Source organism: Sphingomonas sp. CFBP 13706 (assembly GCF_014842355.1).
Classification (GTDB): Bacteria; Pseudomonadota; Alphaproteobacteria; order Sphingomonadales; family Sphingomonadaceae; genus Sphingomonas; species Sphingomonas aerolata.
Genome location: NZ_JACYVM010000021.1, coordinates 1 through 19,285, shown reverse-complemented (window position 1 = coordinate 19,285; position 19,285 = coordinate 1). Strand labels below are relative to the sequence as shown.

The following is a 19,285-nucleotide window of genomic DNA, read 5'->3' as shown; positions in this document are numbered from 1 at the left end:
TTTCACGGAGACTTTTTCGAGATGAGCGCGCCCACGAGACGCAGCGTTCTCGCAGGCTCCGCTGCGCTCGGCGGCCTTGCCGTCGGCGGTATCGCGTCGCCGATCGCCGCCGCCTCGACCCAGGCACACGATACGCCCCGCGCGCGCCTATCACTCGACGATGGCTGGCGCTTTCACGAGGGCGATATAGCGTTTCCGCCGATCCTCGACCACGAGGCCGCCTATGCCAACGCCAAGGCCGGCAATGCGACGGGGGCCGCAGCGAGCGATTACGATGACGGCGACTGGCCGCGGGTAACGATCCCGCACGACTGGGCGCTCGGCCAGCCGTTCGACCCGGCACAGAACATCGACCAGGGATTCCGCCGCCGTGGCATCGGCTGGTATCGCCGCACCTTCGCGCTCGATTCGACCGATCGCGACCGCCACCTCGAATTGCAGTTCGATGCGATCGCGACGCATGCCACGGTCTGGATCAACGGTACGCTTGCGCACCGGAGTTTGAGCGGCTTCACCGGTTTCACGATCGATCTCGGGCCGTTCGCGCTGTTCGGCGACGATCTCAACACGATCGCGATCCGCGTCGATGCGGACGCCACCGAAGGCTGGTGGTATGAAGGCGCCGGGCTGTACCGCCATGCCTGGCTCGTGAAGCGCGGCGCGGTCCACATCGTCACCGACGGGGTCCACGCCGATCCGCGCAACGACGGCGACAGCTGGCGCGTGCCGGTCGCCGTGTCGCTTGCTAACGGGCTTGCTCGCACCGCCGGCGTGACGGTCGAAGCCACGCTGTTCGACCCCGCCGGCCACCCGATCGCGCGGGCAGAGACGACCGTCACGATCGCCGCAAACGCCGAAGCCGTGGCGCATGTATCGCTTCCGATCGCGATGCCGCAGCCCTGGTCGCCCGATACGCCCACGCTCTACCGGGTCATAATGCGCCTGATCCAAGATGGCCGCGTCGAGGATGCGACCGACACCGCGATTGGTTTCCGCACGCTGCGGTTCGACGCGGCGCGCGGCTTCTTCCTCAACGGCCAGCCGCTGAAGATCAAAGGCGTGTGCGCGCATCAGGATCATGCCGGCGTCGGCGTAGCGGTGCCCGACAGCCTGTGGGATTACCGCCTGCGCAGGCTGAAGGCGATGGGTGCCAACGCGCTCCGCTGCGCACACAATCCACCCGCCGCCGAACTGCTCGATGCCGCCGACCGGCTCGGCATCATGGTGATGGACGAGCACCGCGAACTCAGCGCCGCCGATGACACGCTCGACCGCCTCGGCTGGCTGATCCGCCGCGACCGCAATCACCCCAGCATCATCCTGTGGTCGCTGTGCAACGAGGAATCGCTGCAATCGAGCGCGGTCGGCGTCGCAATGATCCGGCGGATGAAGGCGGTGGTGCGCGCGCTCGACGACAGTCGCCCAATTACGGCGGCGCTGAACGGCGCAATGTTCGCGGCCCCCAACATCGCCGACGAACTCGACGTCGTCGGCTTCAACTACGGCACCGCGCAGTATGACCGCTATCACGCCGCCTATCCCGACCGGCCGCTGCTGAGTTCGGAGGACACGTCGGCGTACATGACCCGCGGCGCCCTGCGCACCTATCGCGCCGCGCACGTCCTCGCCGACGACGACAGCGAACATGCCGGCTGGGGATTGAGCCACCGCGCAGCCTGGGCATCGATCGCGACGCGGCCGTTCATCGCCGGCGGGTTCGTGTGGACCGGCTTCGATTATCGCGGCGAGCCGACCCCGTTCGACTGGCCGAGCGTCGGCGCGTCGTTCGGCGCGATGGACCAATGCGGGTTCGCCAAGAGCGCCTTTCACATCCGCCGCGCGCTGTGGAGCGACGCGCCCGTCATCGAACTCTCGCCGCACTGGACCTGGCCGGGTCTTGAGGGCCAGCCGATCACGGTAATGGTGATCACTAATGCCGAGCGCGTCGTGTTGCGGCTGAATGGCCGTCCGGTCGCCGACCTCCCGGTCGATCGGTTCGCGATGGCGAGCGTCACCTTACCCTATGCCCCCGGCCGTCTTGAGGCGATCGGCTACCGCGGCGGCCGCGCGGTTGCGCACTGCAGGGTCGACACCGCGGGGCCTGCCGTCGCCCTGCGCCTGATGCCCGATCGCGGCACGCTGGCCGGTGATGGCTGCGACGCGGTGCCGGTGACGGTCGAGGCGTTCGACACGAAGGGACGTGCGGTGTCGGTCGCCCAGACCGCGATCTGCTTCACGATCGACGGCGGCACGATCCTCGGCGTGGGCAACGGCGATCCCAACAGCCATGAAAGCGACTTGCCCTCTGCCGCCGGACGCACCGCGACGCGCCGCCTGTTCAACGGGCTGGCACAGGTGCTCGTGCATTCCGGGGCGGGATCGCGCCTGGTACTGACCGCAGAGGCCGACGGACTGAAGACCGCGCGCCTGCCGCTGGTGGTCGTACCGAAGGCGCGCGCCACCGTTGCCGAGCGGGACGGCCGCCAGAGCCTGACCGAATGGCGACAGGCGCCGCCTTCGGCCACGCTTCCCGATCTCGACCGGCCGATTGTGGAAGGCGACATGAACAGCTGGGCGTGGCTGAAACCCGGATCGACCGAGACCGGTGGCCCGGCTGCCCGCTACATCCTGTTCCGGGTCGCGTTCACACCCCGCCGCGCGGTCGCCGCCAAGGGCGGGCAGGTCGTCTTCGCCGCGGTCGCGGGCGCAGCGCAGATCTGGCTCGACGGGCGGCTGTTGGTCACCAAGACCGACCCGGCAACCGCGCGCGTGATCGTGCCGCTGCCCGCCGGACTGCGCGAGCATGTCCTGCAACTGCTGTTCGATACCGGCGGCCGCGCAGTCCCGTTCGGCCTCGCCGGCACCGTCACCGTCGCCTGAGCCACCGCTTCACACCGCTCTACACCGCTACCCGCACAGAAAGCCTCGCCTTGTCCCGCTCCGTGTCCCTTGGATCAGCCCCTCGCGCCATTCCCGTCGGTCTCGTCCACCTCGCGCTCGCGATGGGCGGGTTCGCGATCGGCACCACCGAATATGCGACGATGAGCCTGCTCCCGTCCTTTTCCGCCGGGCTGCACGTCGACGAGCCGACCGCCGGCCATGTCATCAGCGCCTATGCGCTGGGCGTCGTGGTCGGCGCGCCGGCGCTCGCGGTCATCGCTAGCCGGTTCAGCCGGCGCACTGTGCTGATCGCGCTGATGCTGCTGTTCGCGGTCGGCAACGGGCTCAGCGCGCTTGCCCCCGACTACAGCGCGATGCTGGTGTTCCGCTTCGTCAGCGGGCTGCCGCACGGCGCCTATTTCGGCATCGCCTCGCTGGTCGCCGCCTCGCTCGTTCCGCACGGGCAACGCACCCAGGCGGTCGCCCGTGTGATGCTGGGGCTGACCGTCGCGACGATCGTCGGCGTGCCGTTCGCCAATGCGCTGGGGCAGATGCTTGGCTGGCGCTGGGGCTTCGGGATCGTCGCGATCATCGCCGCCGCGACCGCCGCGGCGATCGCGCTGGTCGCACCGCACGACGTTCCCGACCGGACTAGCCATCCGCTCGCCGAACTGCGCGTGCTGCGCGATCGTCGGATTTGGCTGACGCTGGCGATCGGCGCGATCGGCTATGGCGGGCTGTTCGCGGTCTACACCTACCTCGCCTCGACGCTGCTCGACGTCACCCACGTATCGAAGGCGACCGTACCGGCGGTGCTCGCGGTATTCGGGATCGGCATGACGCTCGGCAATGTGATCGTGCCCCGGTTCGCCGACCGCGCGCTGATGCCGACCGCAGGCGCGCTGCTGGTCTGGAGCGCGGTAATGTTGTCGTTATATTCGCTGGCGGCGGGGTCGCTATGGACGATCACGCTGGCGGTCTTCGCGATCGGCCTTGGCGGTGGTCTCGGCACGGTGCTCCAGACTCGGTTAATGGACCTGGCCAAGGAAGGCCAAGGGCTGGCCGCAGCGCTCAACCATTCGGCGTTTAACTTCGCCAACGCGCTTGGTCCTTGGGCGGGCGGTCTCGCGATCACCGCAGGTTTCGGTTGGACCGCGAGTGGCTGGGTGGGCAGCCTACTCGCACTCGGCGGACTGGCGATCTGGTCGGTCGCGTGGGGATCTGACCGCAAAACTGCTGTGCACGAGCAACCAAACGGAGCGTCAGTATCGATCCGCTGATCTCGCGTGTCACGGTTGACTGTCCGCCCGTTACAAAGATCGTCCAATATAATTGCTCAGCCTTAGCGACCCAGAAGCGGACGCTTTGCGTGTCCAACAGCCTACCCAGCTTCGGTCATTCGTTCATCGCGAACGATTACGCCTTCGATTACGCGGAACGGTACTCTCTGGTTACGCACCTCACTAGCTGCGCACGCCCGTTCAACGTTCGGTTCTCTCTCAACGCGGCGATCCCGATCGAGCGAATCCCCGACTGGATCGAGTTGCTAACCGGCTTGGACTGCTCGTCCTACTGCCCGTATAATGGCAAAGAGCCATGCACAAAAATGGCGTTCGGGAGAGTGTGGACGTGGCGATTTACGAGCATGACGCGAAGCCGCTCGGCGGCAAGCCGACCAGGGTTCGGTACGGCATTATCGCGCTGATCTTCATCATCACGTCGCTCAACTATGCGGATCGTTCGACCTTTTCGATCGCCGGCAGTGCGGCATCGCACGATCTTGGCATCTCGACCGTGCAGACCGGCTTCATCCTGTCGGCCTTCGCCTGGGCCTATGTGCTCGCGCAGATCCCGGGCGGGTTGCTGCTCGATCGGTTCGGGACGCGGCGGGTCTATGCCGGCGCTATCGCGATCTGGTCACTGCTGACCGCGATGCAGGGGCTAGCGGGACTGGTCGCGCTCCCCGTACTGGCGATGCTGTTCGCGTTGCGCTTCATGGTCGGCGTTGCCGAGGCGCCGTCGTTTCCCGGCAATGCTCGGCTCGTCGCTGCGTGGTTTCCCGGCAGCGAGCGCGGCACCGCATCGGCCGTGTTCAACTCCGCGCAGTATTTCTCGCTGGTGGTGTTCGCGCCGCTGATGGGCTGGCTGGTCCACGAGCATGGCTGGCGCAGCGTGTTCTGGGTGATGGGCGCGCTCGGGCTGGTCGCGACTGCGGTGTTCTGGCTGTTCATCCGTAGCCCGGTCCGCCATCCCCGCATCAACGCCGCCGAACTCGCGCTGATCGAGGCGGGCGGCGGACTGATCCACATGGAGGAAGGTGCTGGCGTGAAGCAGGTGTTCAGCTGGCACAATGTCCGCCAGCTGCTCGCCAACCGGATGCTGCTCGGCATCTATCTCGGTCAATATTGCATCAATGTGCTGACCTATTTCTTCGTGACGTGGTTCCCGATCTACCTCGTCAAGGAACGCGGTTTGAACATCATGGAGGCGGGAATCGCCGCCGCTGCGCCGGCGCTGTGCGGGTTCGTCGGTGGACTGGTCGGTGGGTATCTGTCGGACACGCTGCTGCGCCGCACCGGCTCGCTCGACATCGCGCGGAAGACGCCGCTGGTGATCGGCATGCTGCTCGCGACGCTGATCATCGCGTGCGTGTTCGTCGAGGCGGAATGGCTGGTCATCACGCTGATGGCGGTCGCGTTCTTCGGCAAGGGCGTGGCCTCGCTCGGCTGGGCGGTGATGTCCGACGTCGCGCCGCGCGAACTGTCGGGGGTGGCGAGCGGGATCTTCAACATGTTCGGCAACGTGGCGGGGATCGTCACGCCGATCGTGATCGGGTTCATCGTTGCCGGGACCGGATCGTTCGACGGCGCGCTGGTGTTCGTCGGGCTGCACTGCCTGCTGACGATCTTCGCGTTCCTGGTGGTGGTGGGGCCGATCAAGCGGGTCGAGCTTAAGGCGTAAGACGCTTTAGCGCGGTATCCAACTGATTGTACCGGCTTCGGCGGTCTGAACTGCGACCGCACCAAAAACTATCCGTCACCCCGGACTGGTTCCGGGGTCAACGGTCCCGCGAACCAATCCCTTTAAATGATGCGGCACCCTGAATGCCGGAACTAGCCCGGCCTGACGGAGAATGTAGCCGCGTGCCGACTGACGATCGGTCCTAACCGAGCGTATCGAGGCAGAGCTGGCGCATCGGGGACAGCGCCGGGTTCGAATTGTCGCGGCGCCATGCCATCACCAGCTCGACCGGGTTTTCCGGTTCGGTCTGGATCGTGCGGAACTGGACGTCGGTCATGTGCAGGCTGGTTGCCGCCTGCGGCACGATCGCCGCGGCGAGCCCGGCGCGGACCAGACCTAGCATCGAATGGATCTGCGTGACGTGCTGGACATAGTCGGGCTCGGCGCCCGCTTCTGCGAACAGCTTCAGCAGCATCTCGTGGAAATAGCCGGCGCCCTGCCGCGCGTACATGATCAGCGGCAGGCCGTCGAAATCGGCGGGGACGAGCACGCCCCTCGCCTGCCGCGGATCGCCCGCGGGTAGCGCGGCAATCAAAGGTTCACGCAGGACGCAGACCGACTCGAACTCGTGGCGATCGATCGGCGGGCGGACGAACGCGACGTCGATCAGCCCGGTGACGAGCGCGTCGACCTGTTCGGACGTGACCATCTCGCGCAGTTCGAGCGCGATGTTGGGGAGCCGCGCGATCGCCTGCGCGACGATCCGCGGCATCAGGTCGTAGCCCGACACCGCGGTGAAGCCGATCACGACGCGCCCCGCATCGCCGCGCGCCACGCGCCTTGCGGATAAGGCTGCGCTTTCCGCAAGGCGGAGGATACGGCGCGCCTCGATAAGGAACGCACTGCCCGCGGGTGTCAGCCGCACCTGGCGGCTGGTCCGTTCGAGCAGCATCACGTCGAGGATGCGTTCGAGCAACTGGATCTGTCGGCTGAGCGGCGACTGCGTCATGTTGAGACGCTGCGCCGCGCGGCCGAAATGCAGTTCATCGGCCGCTGCGACGAAACAGCGGAGCTGGCTGAGGTCGAACATGGCCGACATCTATAGAGTGCCGGCCACTAGAATGTCACGCCGCGCGCTTGACCGCGGCGGGCGTTGCCTTGGCGATCAGCACGGCGAGATCGCGCTCCTCGTCCGTGGTCAGATCGGTCAGTGGGGTACGCACCGGCCCGGCATCGCGGCCGACGACGCGCATGCCCGCCTTGACGATCGACACTGCATAGCCGCGGCTGCGGTTGCGGATCGCGATATAGGGCAGCACGAAATCGCGCAGTTCGGTCTGCACCTTGGCATGATCGCCGGCGCGCACCGCCTTGTAGAAGTCGAGCGCCCATTCGGGCATGAAGTTGAAGATCGCCGACGAATAGGTCGTGACGCCCATCGTCAGATACGGCGTCGCGAACGTCTCCGCGGTCGGCAGGCCACCGATATAGGTGAGCCGGTCACCCATCCGCGAATGGACCCGCGCCATCAACTCGATGTCGCCGACGCCGTCCTTGTAGCCGACCAGATTGGCGTTGCGCTCACATAGCCGCGCCAGCGTCTCGTCGTTCACGATCGCGTTGTCGCGGTTGTAGACGATCACCGCGAGCCCGGTCGACTTGCACACCGCATCGATATGCGCGGCGAGGCCTTCCTGGTTGGACGTGGTCAGATAGGGCGGCAGCAACAGCAGCCCGTCCGCGCCGACCCGCTCGGCACCGCGTGCGATCTCGCAGGCGATCGCGGTGCCATAGCCGCAGCCCGAGATCACCGGGAGCTTGCCCTTGGCCTCGGCGACGGCTGCGGCGACGACGTCGACGACTTCGGTCGGGGTCAGCGAGAAGAACTCGCCCGTACCGCCGGCTGCAAACAACCCGGCCAGCTCATGCTCGAGCATCCAGGCGCAATGCGCGCGATACGGATCTTCGAGGAACGCGCCCGCTTCGTCGAAATGCGTGACCGGGAACGACAGCAACCCGCCGCCGATCGTCTTCGCCACGTCTGTAGGACCAAATGCCATTCTATGCTGCCTCCCCTGCCGCGCCGAACCTTGTCCGCCGGCGCTGGATCACTGATCACCGGGTCTATGGCAGGGGTATCATGCGGTCCATTCCAAAGGCGCAATCGATCGATGCCGTGGTTAGCATGATTCAGCATCTGCCAGTCGCGACGACGCTTAAGCAGCAGTGTCTGGTATCAAACGCGATGGAATCACCATTCGTCTGGTCCCGAATTGCATCGAACGATCCAGGATTGGCAATGGAATTCGGTCCAGTCCGGATGCAATAGGCATCGTCCGGGCCAGAGATGCCCGGACCGGACGGACGGAAACATCTGCCGCCGAAATCGAGGGGAGGACTGGATGCATCGTCGCACGTTCATGCTGGGCACCGGTGCCGCCGCTTCGCTGTCGGTGATCGGCGAGGCCGCAGAGGCGCAGACCCGCCAGACGCAGTCGCGCCGCCGGGCGACGCCGCCCGCCGCGAGCCAGTACCGCATGAAACTGGGCTGCCAGAGCATGCCGTCCACCGACGCGCATTTCGAAGTGTTCGCACGCTACGGCGTCCGCAACATCTCCGCGCGCGCCACGGTCGCCGATGGGCGGATGTATCCGACCGTCGCCGAACTCACGGCGCTGAAACAGATGGCGGAGCGCCACGGGCTGAGCCTCGACATGCTCGAACCCGAAATCCTCAACTCGACGCATATCGACCGCGAGAAGCACCCCGGCATCATGCTCGGCCAGGACCCTGACCGCGAGCGCGAGATCGAGGCCTTCGCGACCACGTTGAGCAACTGCGCCGCGGTCGGCATCCCGTGCGTCAAATATAACATGAGCCTGCTCGGCGTGCTCCGCACCGCGCCCGTCGAGGGTCGTGGCGGCTCGAAATATTTCGGCTGGGATCTGGCAAAGGCCAAGCCACCGACCCGGCTGACCCGCGCAGGGCGGGTCGACGCGACCCAATTCTGGAAGCGCATCACCTATTTCCTCGACCGGATCGTGCCGATCGCCAACGAGACCAAGGTACGGATCGCCTGCCACCCGCAGGATCCCGGCACACCGCCCGGCGGCTATCAGGGGATCGATAACGTGCTCGGCACGATCGACGGCCTCAAGCGCTTCGTGCTGATCAACGAGAGTCCGTATCACGGCCTCAATTTCTGCCAGGGTTCGGTATGCGAGAACCTGACCGATCCGGCCAACCAGGTCTTCGACGTGATCCGCTGGTTCGGCGAGCGAAAGAAGATCTTCAACGTCCATTTCCGCAACATCCACGGCGCGCGCAACAAGTTCAACGAGACGTTCCCGGACGAGGGCGACATCGACATGGTCCGCGCGCTGCGCACCTATGCCGAGGTCGGCTATGACGGGATGATCATGCCCGATCACGTGCCGGGGATGCACGACCCGCTGGTCGTCGACGGCAAGCCCGTCTGGACGCCGCGCGCCGAGAATTTTGCATTCTGTTACGGATACATACGCGGACTGCTGCAGTCCGCGCAACGATCGGCCTGAAGGCCTTCACATACATAACGGCGGGCTGAAGCGCGTCACCCAGGGGAGGAATATCATGATCAACCGCAAGACCGCATTCGGCGGCGCCTCGGCGCTCGCCATGATGATCGCCGGCACCGCCGCCGCACAAGTCCAGACGCAGCCACAGCCGGCCGTCCCTGCCGCATCGCCCTCGGCCAGCGTCACCGCCGACGGCACCTCGCCTGCCGCCGATACCGGCGCGGCGCAGATCAGCTCGGCCGGCCCCGCCCCCAGCGAGACCGCCGACGCGGACATCGTCGTCACCGGCAGTCGCATCCCCGCCAACGGCTTCGGCGCGCCCACGCCGGTCACCGTCGCCAGCGCGACGCAGCTCAACGCCGCCGTGCCGACCACGCTCGGCGAGGCGCTGAAGCAGCTCCCCGCGCTTTCCTCCTCGGTCGGTCCGCGCGGCGCGCAGACGTCGAGCGGCCAGGGCGGTGCGTATCTCAACCTGCGCAACCTCGGCCCGACGCGCACGCTGACATTGTTCGACGGTCGCCGTTTCATCCCCAACGACGGTAGCGGCCAGGTCGACACCAACCTGTTCCCGCAGGCGTTGGTCGAGCGCGTCGAGGTCGTCACCGGCGGTGCGTCTGCGGCGTATGGCTCGGATGCGGTCGGCGGCGTCGTCAACTTTATCATCAACAAGAAGTTCACTGGGCTGACCGGCACGATCCAGGGCGGCGTCACCACATACGGCGACAATGCCGAGCAGAAATACGAGCTCGCCTACGGCACGCCGTTCGCCGGGGGCCGCGGCCATTTCCTGATCAGCGGCGAATTCTTCCGTAACGAAGGCGTCGAGGATCGCCTGAGCCGGAGCTATTCGCGCAAAAGCTGCCAGCCGATCGCCCTCCCCGCCGGTTCGGCCACGTCACGCGAATTCGCCTGCGACGTGCGCGTCGCCAACGCGACCTTCGGCGGACTCATCACCGGCCCGACGGCGTTCCGCGGCACGACCTTCGACGCAAGCGGACAGCCGATCCCGTTCATCTACGGCACCAGCCTGACCAACTCGACGATGATCGGCGGCAGCGGCCCCCGTCCGCAGTTCGCACCGCTGATCTCCGAGCTCGAAAAGCACATCGCCTATACGCGGGCGAGCTATGACCTGACCGACAGCGTGACGATCTTCGGGGAAGGCAATTACGGCAAGACACACAATGATTATCAGGTCGGGTCGTACAGCAACCAGATCGGCACCACCGCGCTCGTGATCCGTCGCGACAACGCCTATCTGCCGACCAGCATCCGCGACCGCATGACCGCGCTCGGCACGCAGACGTTGACAATGGGGCGGTATGACGACGATCTGCCGCGCACGCAGGTGAACGCCGACAACGAGACGATTCGCGGCGTGCTGGGCCTCGAAGGCACGGTGTTCGGCGGGCTGAAGTGGAACACCTATGTCGAGGCGGCGCGCAACGATCGCCATCTCGCGCTCAAGAACGACCTCATCCAGCAGAATTACGTCAACGCCGCCGATGCGGTCGTGAACCCGGCGAACGGCCAGATCGTCTGTCGCTCGACGCTGACCACGCCCGGCAATGGCTGCGTGCCGGTCAACGTGTTCGGCTTCCATGCGCCGACCGACGCCGCGCGGAACTACGTCACCGGCACCAACACCGCCGATCAGCGCTTCAAGGAATTCGTCGCGGCGGGCTCGATCGCGGGTTCCGCGTTCCAGAACTGGGCGGGCGATGTCGGCTTCGCGGCGGGCCTCGAATACCGCAAGCAGAGCTTCAACCAGACCGTCGACGCGCTGTCGGAGGCGTTCAATCCGGTCACCAATGCCGAGGGCGCGTACCGCGTCGGCAATGCCAAGGCGCAGAGCGGCGAATATGAGGTCACCGAAGGCTTCCTCGAAGTCGACGTGCCGCTGCTCCGCAACGTCAATCTGTTCAAGGCGCTCGACTTCAACGGTGCGGTGCGGCGCACGCATTATACCACCAGCGGGTCGGTGACGACGTGGAAGGCGGGCCTCACCTGGGCGATAAACGACGAACTGCGCTTCCGCGGCACGCGCTCGCGCGATATCCGCGCGCCCAGCCTGTACGAGCTGTTCCAGCGCGGCACGACCAGCTTCCAGCCGCAGGTTTTCGACCGCGCGACCAACAGCACCGCGACCAACGTGCGCTCGGTCGTGCTGGGCAACCTCAATTTGACGCCCGAAGTCGCGAAGACCACGACGTTCGGCGCGGTCTATTCGCCGTCGTTCCTGCGCGGGTTCAACGCCTCGATCGATTTCTACGACATCCGAATCAAGGACGCGATCGCCTCGCTGTCGTTCCAGCAGACGCTCGACGACTGCTTCAACGGCAGTTCGGCGAGCTGTGCGTTCGTCCGCCGCAATGATGCGGGCCAGCTAATCCAGATCGATCTGGTGACGCAGAACCTCGCCGCGTTCGACACCCGCGGCATCGATTTCGAGATGAGCTATAAATCGCGTATCGCGACCGACGCGAACCTGTCGCTGCGGCTGCTCGGCAATTATGTCGATCGCTATATCCAGCGCACGCCCAACGTCGTCGCGGTCGATCGCGCCGGCCAGATCGGCACCGCGCCGCACTGGCGGATGACCGGGCAGGTTCAGCTCGACGCCAAGCCGTTCAGCGTCTTCACGCAAGGCCGCTTCATCGGCGGCGGCGCGTACGACAAGGGCACCGTGCCGACCGATCTGGCGCAGCGCCACTTCAACGGCCAGCTGCTGGTCGACACGCGGATCGGCTACAAGCTGCCGATGGGAGGCGACGTCGAGACGTATCTGAGCGTCACCAACGTCTTCAACCAGCTGATCAACCCGTATGTCTCAAACGGCCCGTCGGGCGTCCAGGACTTCGACTCGATCGGCCGCACCTTCCGCGCCGGCGTACGCTTCACGTTCTGACCTTACTATCCTCCCCCAAAAAGGGGAGGATTGCAGGGGCGAATACCGGCCGGCGTGACCCCGAATACTGGAGCCAAGACGCATGAATGCAACCCTGTTCCGCGGCGTCCTGGTCGGCGCGCTCGCCGGCCTGTTGTTCGGGTTCGACACCGCGGTGATCGCCGGCACGACCGAAGGCATCCGCACCGCTTTCGGCCTCGATGCGGCGGGGGTCGGCATCACCGTCTCCAGCGCGCTCTGGGGTACGCTCGCCGGCGCATTGCTCGCAGGCGTGCCCGGCGATCGCTACGGCGCGCGGACGTCGCTGAAGGTCATCGCGCTGATCTACCTGGTCTCCGGCATCGGCTGTTTCGCCGCGTGGAACTGGGGATCGCTGCTCGCCTTCCGCGTGCTCGCCGGGTTCGCGGTCGGCGCATCGTCGGTGCTGGCCCCGGTCTACATCGCCGAGATCGCGCCGGCCGAAAAGCGCGGCATGATGGTCGGGGCGTTCCAGCTTAACATCGTGCTCGGCATCCTGGTGGCCTATCTCAGCAACGCGATCGTCACCGGCATGGATCTGGGCGCGCTCGACTGGCACGTGAAGTTCGGCGTCACCGCATTGCCGGCGCTGCTGCTGCTGGTGATGATGTTCACGATCCCCGACAGCCCGCGCTGGCTCGCAGCCCGCGGTCGTGAAGCCGAAGCCGAAGCTGTGCTCCAGTCGCTCGGCGTGGCGGATCCGGCCGCCGACATCGCCAGCTATCGCCAATCCAACGTCGCCGCCGCCGCGCGTAAGCCCCGCCTCAGCTGGGCGCGGCACCGTCGCCCGATCCTGCTCGCGTTCGGGATCGCCTCGTTCAACCAGCTCTCCGGCATCAACGCGATCCTCTATTACCTCAACGACATCTTCGCCGCCGCCGGGTTCGACAGCGTCTCGGCGGACCGCCAGGCGATCGTGATCGGTGCGTGCAACCTGTTCTTCACCGCGCTCGCGCTGACCGTGATCGACAGGATCGGCCGCAAGACGCTGTTGCTGATCGGTGCGGCGGGTCTCACCGTCATGCTGTCGGGCGTCGCCTATGTGTTCCTCAGCGGCCAGCATCAGGACATGCTGTTGTGGCTGCTGATCGGCTTCATCGCCTTCTTCGCCTTCTCGCAGGGCGCGGTCATCTGGGTGTATATCAGCGAGATCTTCCCGACCGACGTGCGTTCGCGCGGGCAGAGCCTGGGCTCGTCGACGCACTGGTTCATGGATGCGATCATCGCGATGGCGTTCCCGCTGGTCGCCGCCTATTCACGCGGCGCACCATTCATCCTGTTCGCAGGCATGATGGCGCTCCAGTTCGCGGTGGTCCTCGCGTTCTTCCCCGAAACCAAGCGCCGTTCGCTCGAAGCGATCGAGACCGCATTGTGAGCGCCTCGCGGCTGCTGATCGCCAGCCTGCTAGCACTGGCAGCAACGCCCGCGCTGGGTCGCGACGGCGCGCTCGACCCGGGCATGCGCAATCCGCTGCTGCCCGGCTATTTCGCCGACCCGTCGATCGTCCATGATGGGGACGAGTGGTTCGTCTTCGCGACGATCGATCCGTGGGGCGCCGACACACTCGGCCTGTGGCGCTCGCGCAACTTCCGCGGCTGGACCTTCGAGACGCCGAACTGGCCGACCAAGGCCGCCGCGACCAGCCCGACGTCAGGCAAGAGCAAGGTCTGGGCACCCTCGGTCGTGAAGGGTCGCGACGGCAAATTCTGGATGTACGTGTCGGTCGGCAGCGAGATCTGGGTCGGCAGCGCGGATCGTCCCGCCGGCCCGTGGCGCGATGCCAATGGCGGCAAGCCGCTGATCCCGCGCAACTTCCGCCCAGGCCTGCACATGATCGACGCCGAGGCGTTCGTCGACGACGACGGCCAGGCCTATCTCTACTGGGGATCGGGGCTGAACTGGGTCAACGGCCACTGCTTCGTGGTGAAGCTCAAGCCCGACATGGTGACGTTCGACGGCGAACCCCGCGACGTCACCCCGCCGCACTATTTCGAAGCCCCGTTCTTGCTGAAGCGTGGCGGGCGATATTTCCTCACCTACTCCTTCGGCAACACGACCAAGGATACGTACCAGCTGCGCTATGCGGTCGGCAGCTCGCCGATGGGGCCTTTCAGCGAAGTGTCGGATCAGCCGCTGCTCGCTACCGATGCGAAGCGGCAGATCATCAGCCCCGGCCATCACGCGATCTTCAGCGCGGGGGGCGAAGATTTCGTCCTTTACCACCGGCAGGCGCTACCGTTCACGCCAGTCCGTGACATGGTGCTGCGCCAGGTCGCGGTCGATCGCCTCGCCATCTCGGGCGACCGGCTCGCGATCGTCCCCACGCATCGTGGCGCAGATGTTCCCGGCACCGCGACGCGGCGATCGGGAACGAGGCTTGGCCGGCTGACCGCGTCGGGCTCCGCTGACCCCTCCCATTCCGCTACCGCAGCCAGCGACGACAATTACGCCACCAGTTGGCACTCCAACCCCGGCGCAGCGTGGTTGCAGGCTGATCTTGGCACGGTGAAGGCCATTGACGCGACGACGCTCCGCCCGGCCTACCCAACGGCGACGGTCCGGTTCAGCGTCGAGGCCTCGTTGGACGGCAAGGTCTGGCAACAGATCGCAGCCGAACGCGCCGCCAGTGGTTCGCCAATTACCCTCCCCGCTGTCGCGAAAGCCCGCTTCGTCCGGCTCGTCTTCCCGCAGGGCGCCGACATCCTCGAATGGAATTCGCCGACCCGATGACCTACCGCCCTCTCCTTGCCGCCCTGTTGGTAACCGCCGCGCCCATTACCGCACAGCGGGCGCCGGTCGCCGTCCCGATCCAGCCGCAGGTCTCCGCCGACCGGCCCGATTGGGAGAACCCCGCGGTCTTCGCGATCGGCAAGGAGCGCGCGCGCGCCACCGGCTTCCCGTTCGAAACCCGCGCCGCCGCGCTCGATGGGACGATGGAACGCTCGACGCGGTTCGTGACGCTCGACGGCCAGTGGAAGTTCGCCTTCTCGCCCGACGCCGACAAGGCGCCGAAGGAATTCGCGAACCCTACCTACGACGTGTCGCAGTGGAAGGAGATCAAGGTCCCCGCCGACTGGCAGGCCGAGGGTTACGACCAGGCACGGTTCAACAACGTCACCTACCCCTTCCCCGCCAACCGCCCGCTGATCCCGCACGCCACAAACCCGGTCGGCTCGTACCGCCGCGACGTCGAGGTGCCGCGCGACTGGAGGCGAAGCGACGTCATTCTCCACATCGGCGCGGCGGGCTCGGCCTATTACGTCTGGGTCAACGGCCACAAGGTCGGCTATTCGGAAGACAGCAAGCTGCCGTCCGAGTTCGACGTCGCCCGCTGGATCAAGCCTGGCCGCAACAGCGTCGCGATCCAGGTCTATCGCTGGTCCGACGGGAGCTATCTCGAGGACCAGGATTTCTGGCGCGTGTCGGGGATCGAGCGCTCGGTGTATCTGATGGCCGCGCCGAAAGCCCGGGTTGCCGACACGTTCGTCAAGGCTGGCCTCAGCGCAGACTATACCGACGGCACGCTCGATATCGCGCTCGACCTCACAAACGCAGCGCGCGGTCACACTGTCCGCGCGACCGTGATCGATGGCGACCGCACGTTGCTGACGAAGACCGCGCCTGCGACGGGGGCCAAGCTGTCGCTCACCGGCACGCTGCCCGGCATCCGCGCCTGGACCGCGGAAACGCCCAACCTCTACACGCTGCTCGTCGAACTGCTCGACCGCAAGGGCAACACCGTGCAGGCGACCGCCCGCCACATCGGCTTCCGCACCGTGGCGATCCAGAACGGCCTCGTCACGGTCAACGGCAAGTCGATCACGATCCGCGGCGTCAACCGCCACGAGCATGATCCCGAGACCTTCCACGTCATCTCGCTCGCGTCGATGCGCCGCGATATCGAGCTGATGAAGCTCAACAACGTCAACGCACTACGCACCTCGCACTACCCTAACGACGAACGGCTCTACGACCTCGCCGACGAATACGGCCTCTACGTGATGGACGAGGCCAATATCGAGAGTCACGCGTATATGTCCGCCGCCAACCGCGGCGGACGCACGCCCGAGAGCATCCAGATCGGCTACGACCCCGCCTGGGAAGCCGCGCATGTCAGCCGCGTCGTCAACATGGTCGAGCGCGACAAGAACCATCCCTCGATCATCTTCTGGTCGCTCGGCAACGAAGCCGGCACCGGTCCCAGCTTCGAGAAGGCCGCGGCGGCCGCACGCGCGGTCGATCCGACCCGGTTGATCTCGTATCTCGGCTACAGCCAAATCAACGATTTCAAGCCGAACGCATACGCGGACATCTATGCGCCGATGTACGACAGCCCGGCCAGGATGCTCGACTATGCGCAGCATCCCGAGTTCAAGCAGCCAATGATCCAGTCCGAATACGCCCATATGCAGGGCAATTCCGGCGGCAATTTCAAGGAATATTGGGACGCGATCTACGCCCGGCCCGACCGGTTGCAGGGCGGCTTCATCTGGGACTGGGTCGACCAGTCGATGTATCGGTACACGAAGGACGGCCGGCGGTACTGGGGCGATGGCGGCGAATACGGCCCCAACCCCGGCGGCGAGATCGAATTCGGCGACGGGCTACTCAACCCCGACCGCACCCCGCATCCACAGCTGTTCGAGGTGCAGAAGGTGTACGCACCGGTCCAGTTCACCGCAGTCGATGCGGTCGCGGGGCGGTTCACCGTCACCAACCGCGACGATTTCCGTGATTTGTCCGGCTTCGATTTCGACTGGACGGTGAACGAGAACGGCGTTCCCATCGCGCAAGGCGCCGTACCGGCGTTGCATACCACCGCGCATGCGACCGAGCCGTTCACGTTGTCCTTGCCGAAACTGCCGCCCAAACCGGGCGCGGAGTATCTGGTCACGATCCGCGCTCGCGCGAAGGCAGGCACGATCCCGCTGGTGCCGGCGGGCCACGTCGTCGGCTGGGACCAGTTCGCGCTGGGGGTCCCGATCCCGGCGCGCATCACGATACCGCGCGGTCGCACGACCTTTCAGGAAACCGGCGGGATGATCGCGTTGACTGCGGGTGACGCCAGCCTGACGATCGACCGGAGGACCGGCCTGATCGCCAGCTATCGGGTGGGGCGCGACGAGTTGCTGAGCGGCGGAGCGCCGAATTTCGCGCGGGCGCTGACCGACAATGATATCGGCACGCGGGGCGAGGCCGCGAACGCGCCGTGGCTGGCGATGTCCGCCGCGCGCACGGTCGAGTCGGTCAGGGCCGAGCGCATCGGTTCGGGTGCGGCGGCGGTCACCGTGCGCTATGTCATGGGCGACGATGCGGTCCGCTTCACCAGTCGCTACACGATGCGCGGCGACGGCAGCGTCGACATCGCCGGCGCGTTCACGCCGCTCAAGCAGGACCTGTCGGACCCACTCCGCATCGGCTTTCAGTTCGCGGCACCGAGCCGGTTCAAGACCATCGAATATTATGGTCGCGGTCCGCACGAGAACTATGCCGATCGCAAGACCAGCGCGGCGATCGGCCTGTGGCGCGGCGCCATCGCCGATCAGAACCACAACTTCATGCGCCCGCAGGAAACCGGCACCAAAAGCGATGTCCGCTCGATGACGCTGGACGGCGACGGCCAGACCGGGCTCAAGCTGGCAGGCGATCGTCCGCTGTCGATGAATGCGCTCGCATTCCCCTATGAAGATCTCGCGCGCCGCGCGCCCGGCACGCGCAAGAGCACCGATATCGTGCCTCACGACCATGTCTCGGTGCTTGTCGATGCTCTGCAGTCGGGCCTGGGCGGGGATACGACATGGAACGCACAAGGCCGCCCGTTGCCGAAATACCGTGTACCACTCGCGCCCGTTCGTTTCACATTACGATTGGCCCCTGTATTAAAAGATTGATTGGAGATCGGTGAGATCTCAGGATTGCTATAGCTTGACCCACAACCGGCCATTTGCGCGTTCCTTTAAAATTCTCAACTTCAGACATTCGTCGTCTAATCGCGTTGGTTGCAAGAGGTTTCTGAGATGTCGTTGCCGAGAGCATGGTCGTCTTCGCGGTCGACATATGCCGCCGCATGATGGGGCTTCGCGGGTAACCCTTCCAAGGTTCATCACGCACTTCATTGCCATGAAGGCATAAGGTGCAACGAATGTCGCGGAATGGATCAGCCTACGTCCCGGCAGGACGTTTCGTGGCGCCTTGCGACGCGGACGAGCTCGGGAATTTAAGCTGCGACGGATTTCTCCCTGAACGGTTCACCGGTGATCAGCATGCTATGCATGATGACGGCGAGCTTGCGGGCAACTGCGACCGTGGCGCGTTTGAAGCCAAGCCTTTCTCGCAGCTGCAGCCCCCATTTGCGTAGATCGCATTCGGATCGGCTGCGCGTGAGGAGGACTGTCGCGGCTTCGTAAAGGAGCCCGCGCAGGTGGCTATCACCGCGCTTGGAGATGTGACCGTCATAGTCGATCTCGCCAGACTGATAGCGCCGCGTCGTCAGCCCGACGAACGCTCCCACCGATCTCGAATGCTTAAAGTTGGCGGGCTCCTCGATCGCGCTAACGAACGACGTGGCGGTCACAACACCGACACCGGGGATCGACATCAGCAGCTGTCAGGCGGCGTTGCGCCGCGCATCCGCGAGAAGCTTGCGTCCGAGCTCTGCGGTGCGGAGGCGAACTGCGTGCCAGGCTCCAAGCAGCGGACGGATGATCTGCCCCAGGTCTATATTGTCGGCCAGCAGCGCATGAACATGATGCTCGAACTTGCTGCCCGTCACAGCGGGAACGACGAGACCGAACGTCTTCATCAGGCCCCGGATCTGGTTCGACAGCTCGGTACCAATCCGCACGAGGCGAGTCCATGCCGCTACCAGCGTGCGAGTGAGCATGCTGTCGAAGCTCTTGACCCGCACTTCCTTGTAGAACCCGACCTCAGCCAGATGCGCCAGTCCGTCGGCATCGTTGGC

Annotated in this window: 10 protein-coding genes and 1 pseudogene; 8 read left to right on the top strand and 3 right to left on the bottom strand. The window is 65.7% G+C overall.

Annotated features, from left to right (window positions below; translation table 11 throughout):
- Positions 1-21: 21 nt before the first annotated feature.
- The 3 genes from galA to IFS44_RS19990 all read left to right on the top strand — a co-directional run bounded on the left by galA (position 22) and on the right by IFS44_RS19990 (position 5,841).
- The gene (gene galA, locus IFS44_RS20000) at positions 22-2,880 is read left to right on the top strand and encodes a beta-galactosidase GalA (RefSeq protein ID WP_192099805.1); all 2,859 of its coding nucleotides are present in this window, start codon (positions 22-24) and stop codon (positions 2,878-2,880) included.
- Positions 2,881-2,942: 62 nt separating this feature from the next.
- Positions 2,943-4,160 carry an MFS transporter gene (locus IFS44_RS19995; protein ID WP_446740870.1) on the top strand — a complete coding sequence of 406 codons (1,218 nt, stop codon included), beginning with the start codon at positions 2,943-2,945 and terminating at the stop codon, positions 4,158-4,160.
- Positions 4,161-4,509: 349 nt separating this feature from the next.
- Positions 4,510-5,841, top strand: coding sequence for an MFS transporter (locus IFS44_RS19990; protein WP_342366511.1), 1,332 nt, complete (start codon positions 4,510-4,512; stop codon positions 5,839-5,841).
- Positions 5,842-6,043: 202 nt separating this feature from the next.
- Here IFS44_RS19990 and IFS44_RS19985 read toward each other — a convergent pair whose 3' ends face one another.
- Both IFS44_RS19985 and kdgD read right to left on the bottom strand, forming a co-directional pair.
- On the bottom strand, positions 6,044-6,931 hold the full coding sequence (locus tag IFS44_RS19985; protein WP_192099803.1) for a LysR substrate-binding domain-containing protein: 888 nt from the start codon (positions 6,929-6,931) through the stop codon (positions 6,044-6,046).
- A 34-nt stretch (positions 6,932-6,965) separates the two neighbouring features.
- Positions 6,966-7,901, bottom strand: coding sequence for a 5-dehydro-4-deoxyglucarate dehydratase (gene kdgD, locus IFS44_RS19980; RefSeq protein WP_192099802.1), 936 nt, complete (start codon positions 7,899-7,901; stop codon positions 6,966-6,968).
- A 342-nt stretch (positions 7,902-8,243) separates the two neighbouring features.
- Between kdgD and IFS44_RS19975 the strand changes: the two genes are divergently transcribed.
- From IFS44_RS19975 to IFS44_RS19955, 5 genes are all read left to right on the top strand, one after another.
- Complete coding sequence (locus tag IFS44_RS19975; protein ID WP_192099801.1) at positions 8,244-9,398, top strand: mannonate dehydratase; 1,155 nt, start codon at positions 8,244-8,246, stop codon at positions 9,396-9,398.
- 55 nt (positions 9,399-9,453) lie between these two features.
- A complete protein-coding gene (locus tag IFS44_RS19970; RefSeq protein WP_192099800.1) occupies positions 9,454-12,306 on the top strand; it encodes a TonB-dependent receptor domain-containing protein in 2,853 nt (950 codons plus the stop codon).
- Positions 12,307-12,388: 82 nt separating this feature from the next.
- The gene (locus IFS44_RS19965; RefSeq protein WP_192099799.1) at positions 12,389-13,699 is read left to right on the top strand and encodes a sugar porter family MFS transporter; all 1,311 of its coding nucleotides are present in this window, start codon (positions 12,389-12,391) and stop codon (positions 13,697-13,699) included.
- Positions 13,696-15,054: a family 43 glycosylhydrolase gene (locus IFS44_RS19960; protein ID WP_342366510.1), complete on the top strand. Its 1,359-nt coding sequence runs from the start codon at positions 13,696-13,698 to the stop codon at positions 15,052-15,054. Before IFS44_RS19965 ends, IFS44_RS19960 begins: the two co-directional genes overlap by 4 nt.
- On the top strand, positions 15,051-18,215 hold the full coding sequence (locus IFS44_RS19955) for a glycoside hydrolase family 2 TIM barrel-domain containing protein (protein WP_192099798.1): 3,165 nt from the start codon (positions 15,051-15,053) through the stop codon (positions 18,213-18,215). Before IFS44_RS19960 ends, IFS44_RS19955 begins: the two co-directional genes overlap by 4 nt.
- A gap of 326 nt (positions 18,216-18,541) precedes the next feature.
- Here IFS44_RS19955 and IFS44_RS19950 read toward each other — a convergent pair.
- A pseudogene (locus IFS44_RS19950) lies at positions 18,542-19,285 on the bottom strand (IS110 family transposase); the annotation flags it as partial.

What these genes read in the sequence shown, in the direction of transcription:
- galA (WP_192099805.1), top strand. Translation starts at nt 22, where the DNA reads ATGAGCGCGCCCACGAGACGCAGCGTTCTCGCAGGCTCCGCTGCGCTC.
- IFS44_RS19985 (WP_192099803.1), bottom strand. Translation starts at nt 6,931, where the DNA reads ATGTTCGACCTCAGCCAGCTCCGCTGTTTCGTCGCAGCGGCCGATGAA.
- kdgD (WP_192099802.1), bottom strand. Translation starts at nt 7,901, where the DNA reads ATGGCATTTGGTCCTACAGACGTGGCGAAGACGATCGGCGGCGGGTTG.
- IFS44_RS19975 (WP_192099801.1), top strand. Translation starts at nt 8,244, where the DNA reads ATGCATCGTCGCACGTTCATGCTGGGCACCGGTGCCGCCGCTTCGCTG.
- IFS44_RS19970 (WP_192099800.1), top strand. Translation starts at nt 9,454, where the DNA reads ATGATCAACCGCAAGACCGCATTCGGCGGCGCCTCGGCGCTCGCCATG.
- IFS44_RS19965 (WP_192099799.1), top strand. Translation starts at nt 12,389, where the DNA reads ATGAATGCAACCCTGTTCCGCGGCGTCCTGGTCGGCGCGCTCGCCGGC.
- IFS44_RS19955 (WP_192099798.1), top strand. Translation starts at nt 15,051, where the DNA reads ATGACCTACCGCCCTCTCCTTGCCGCCCTGTTGGTAACCGCCGCGCCC.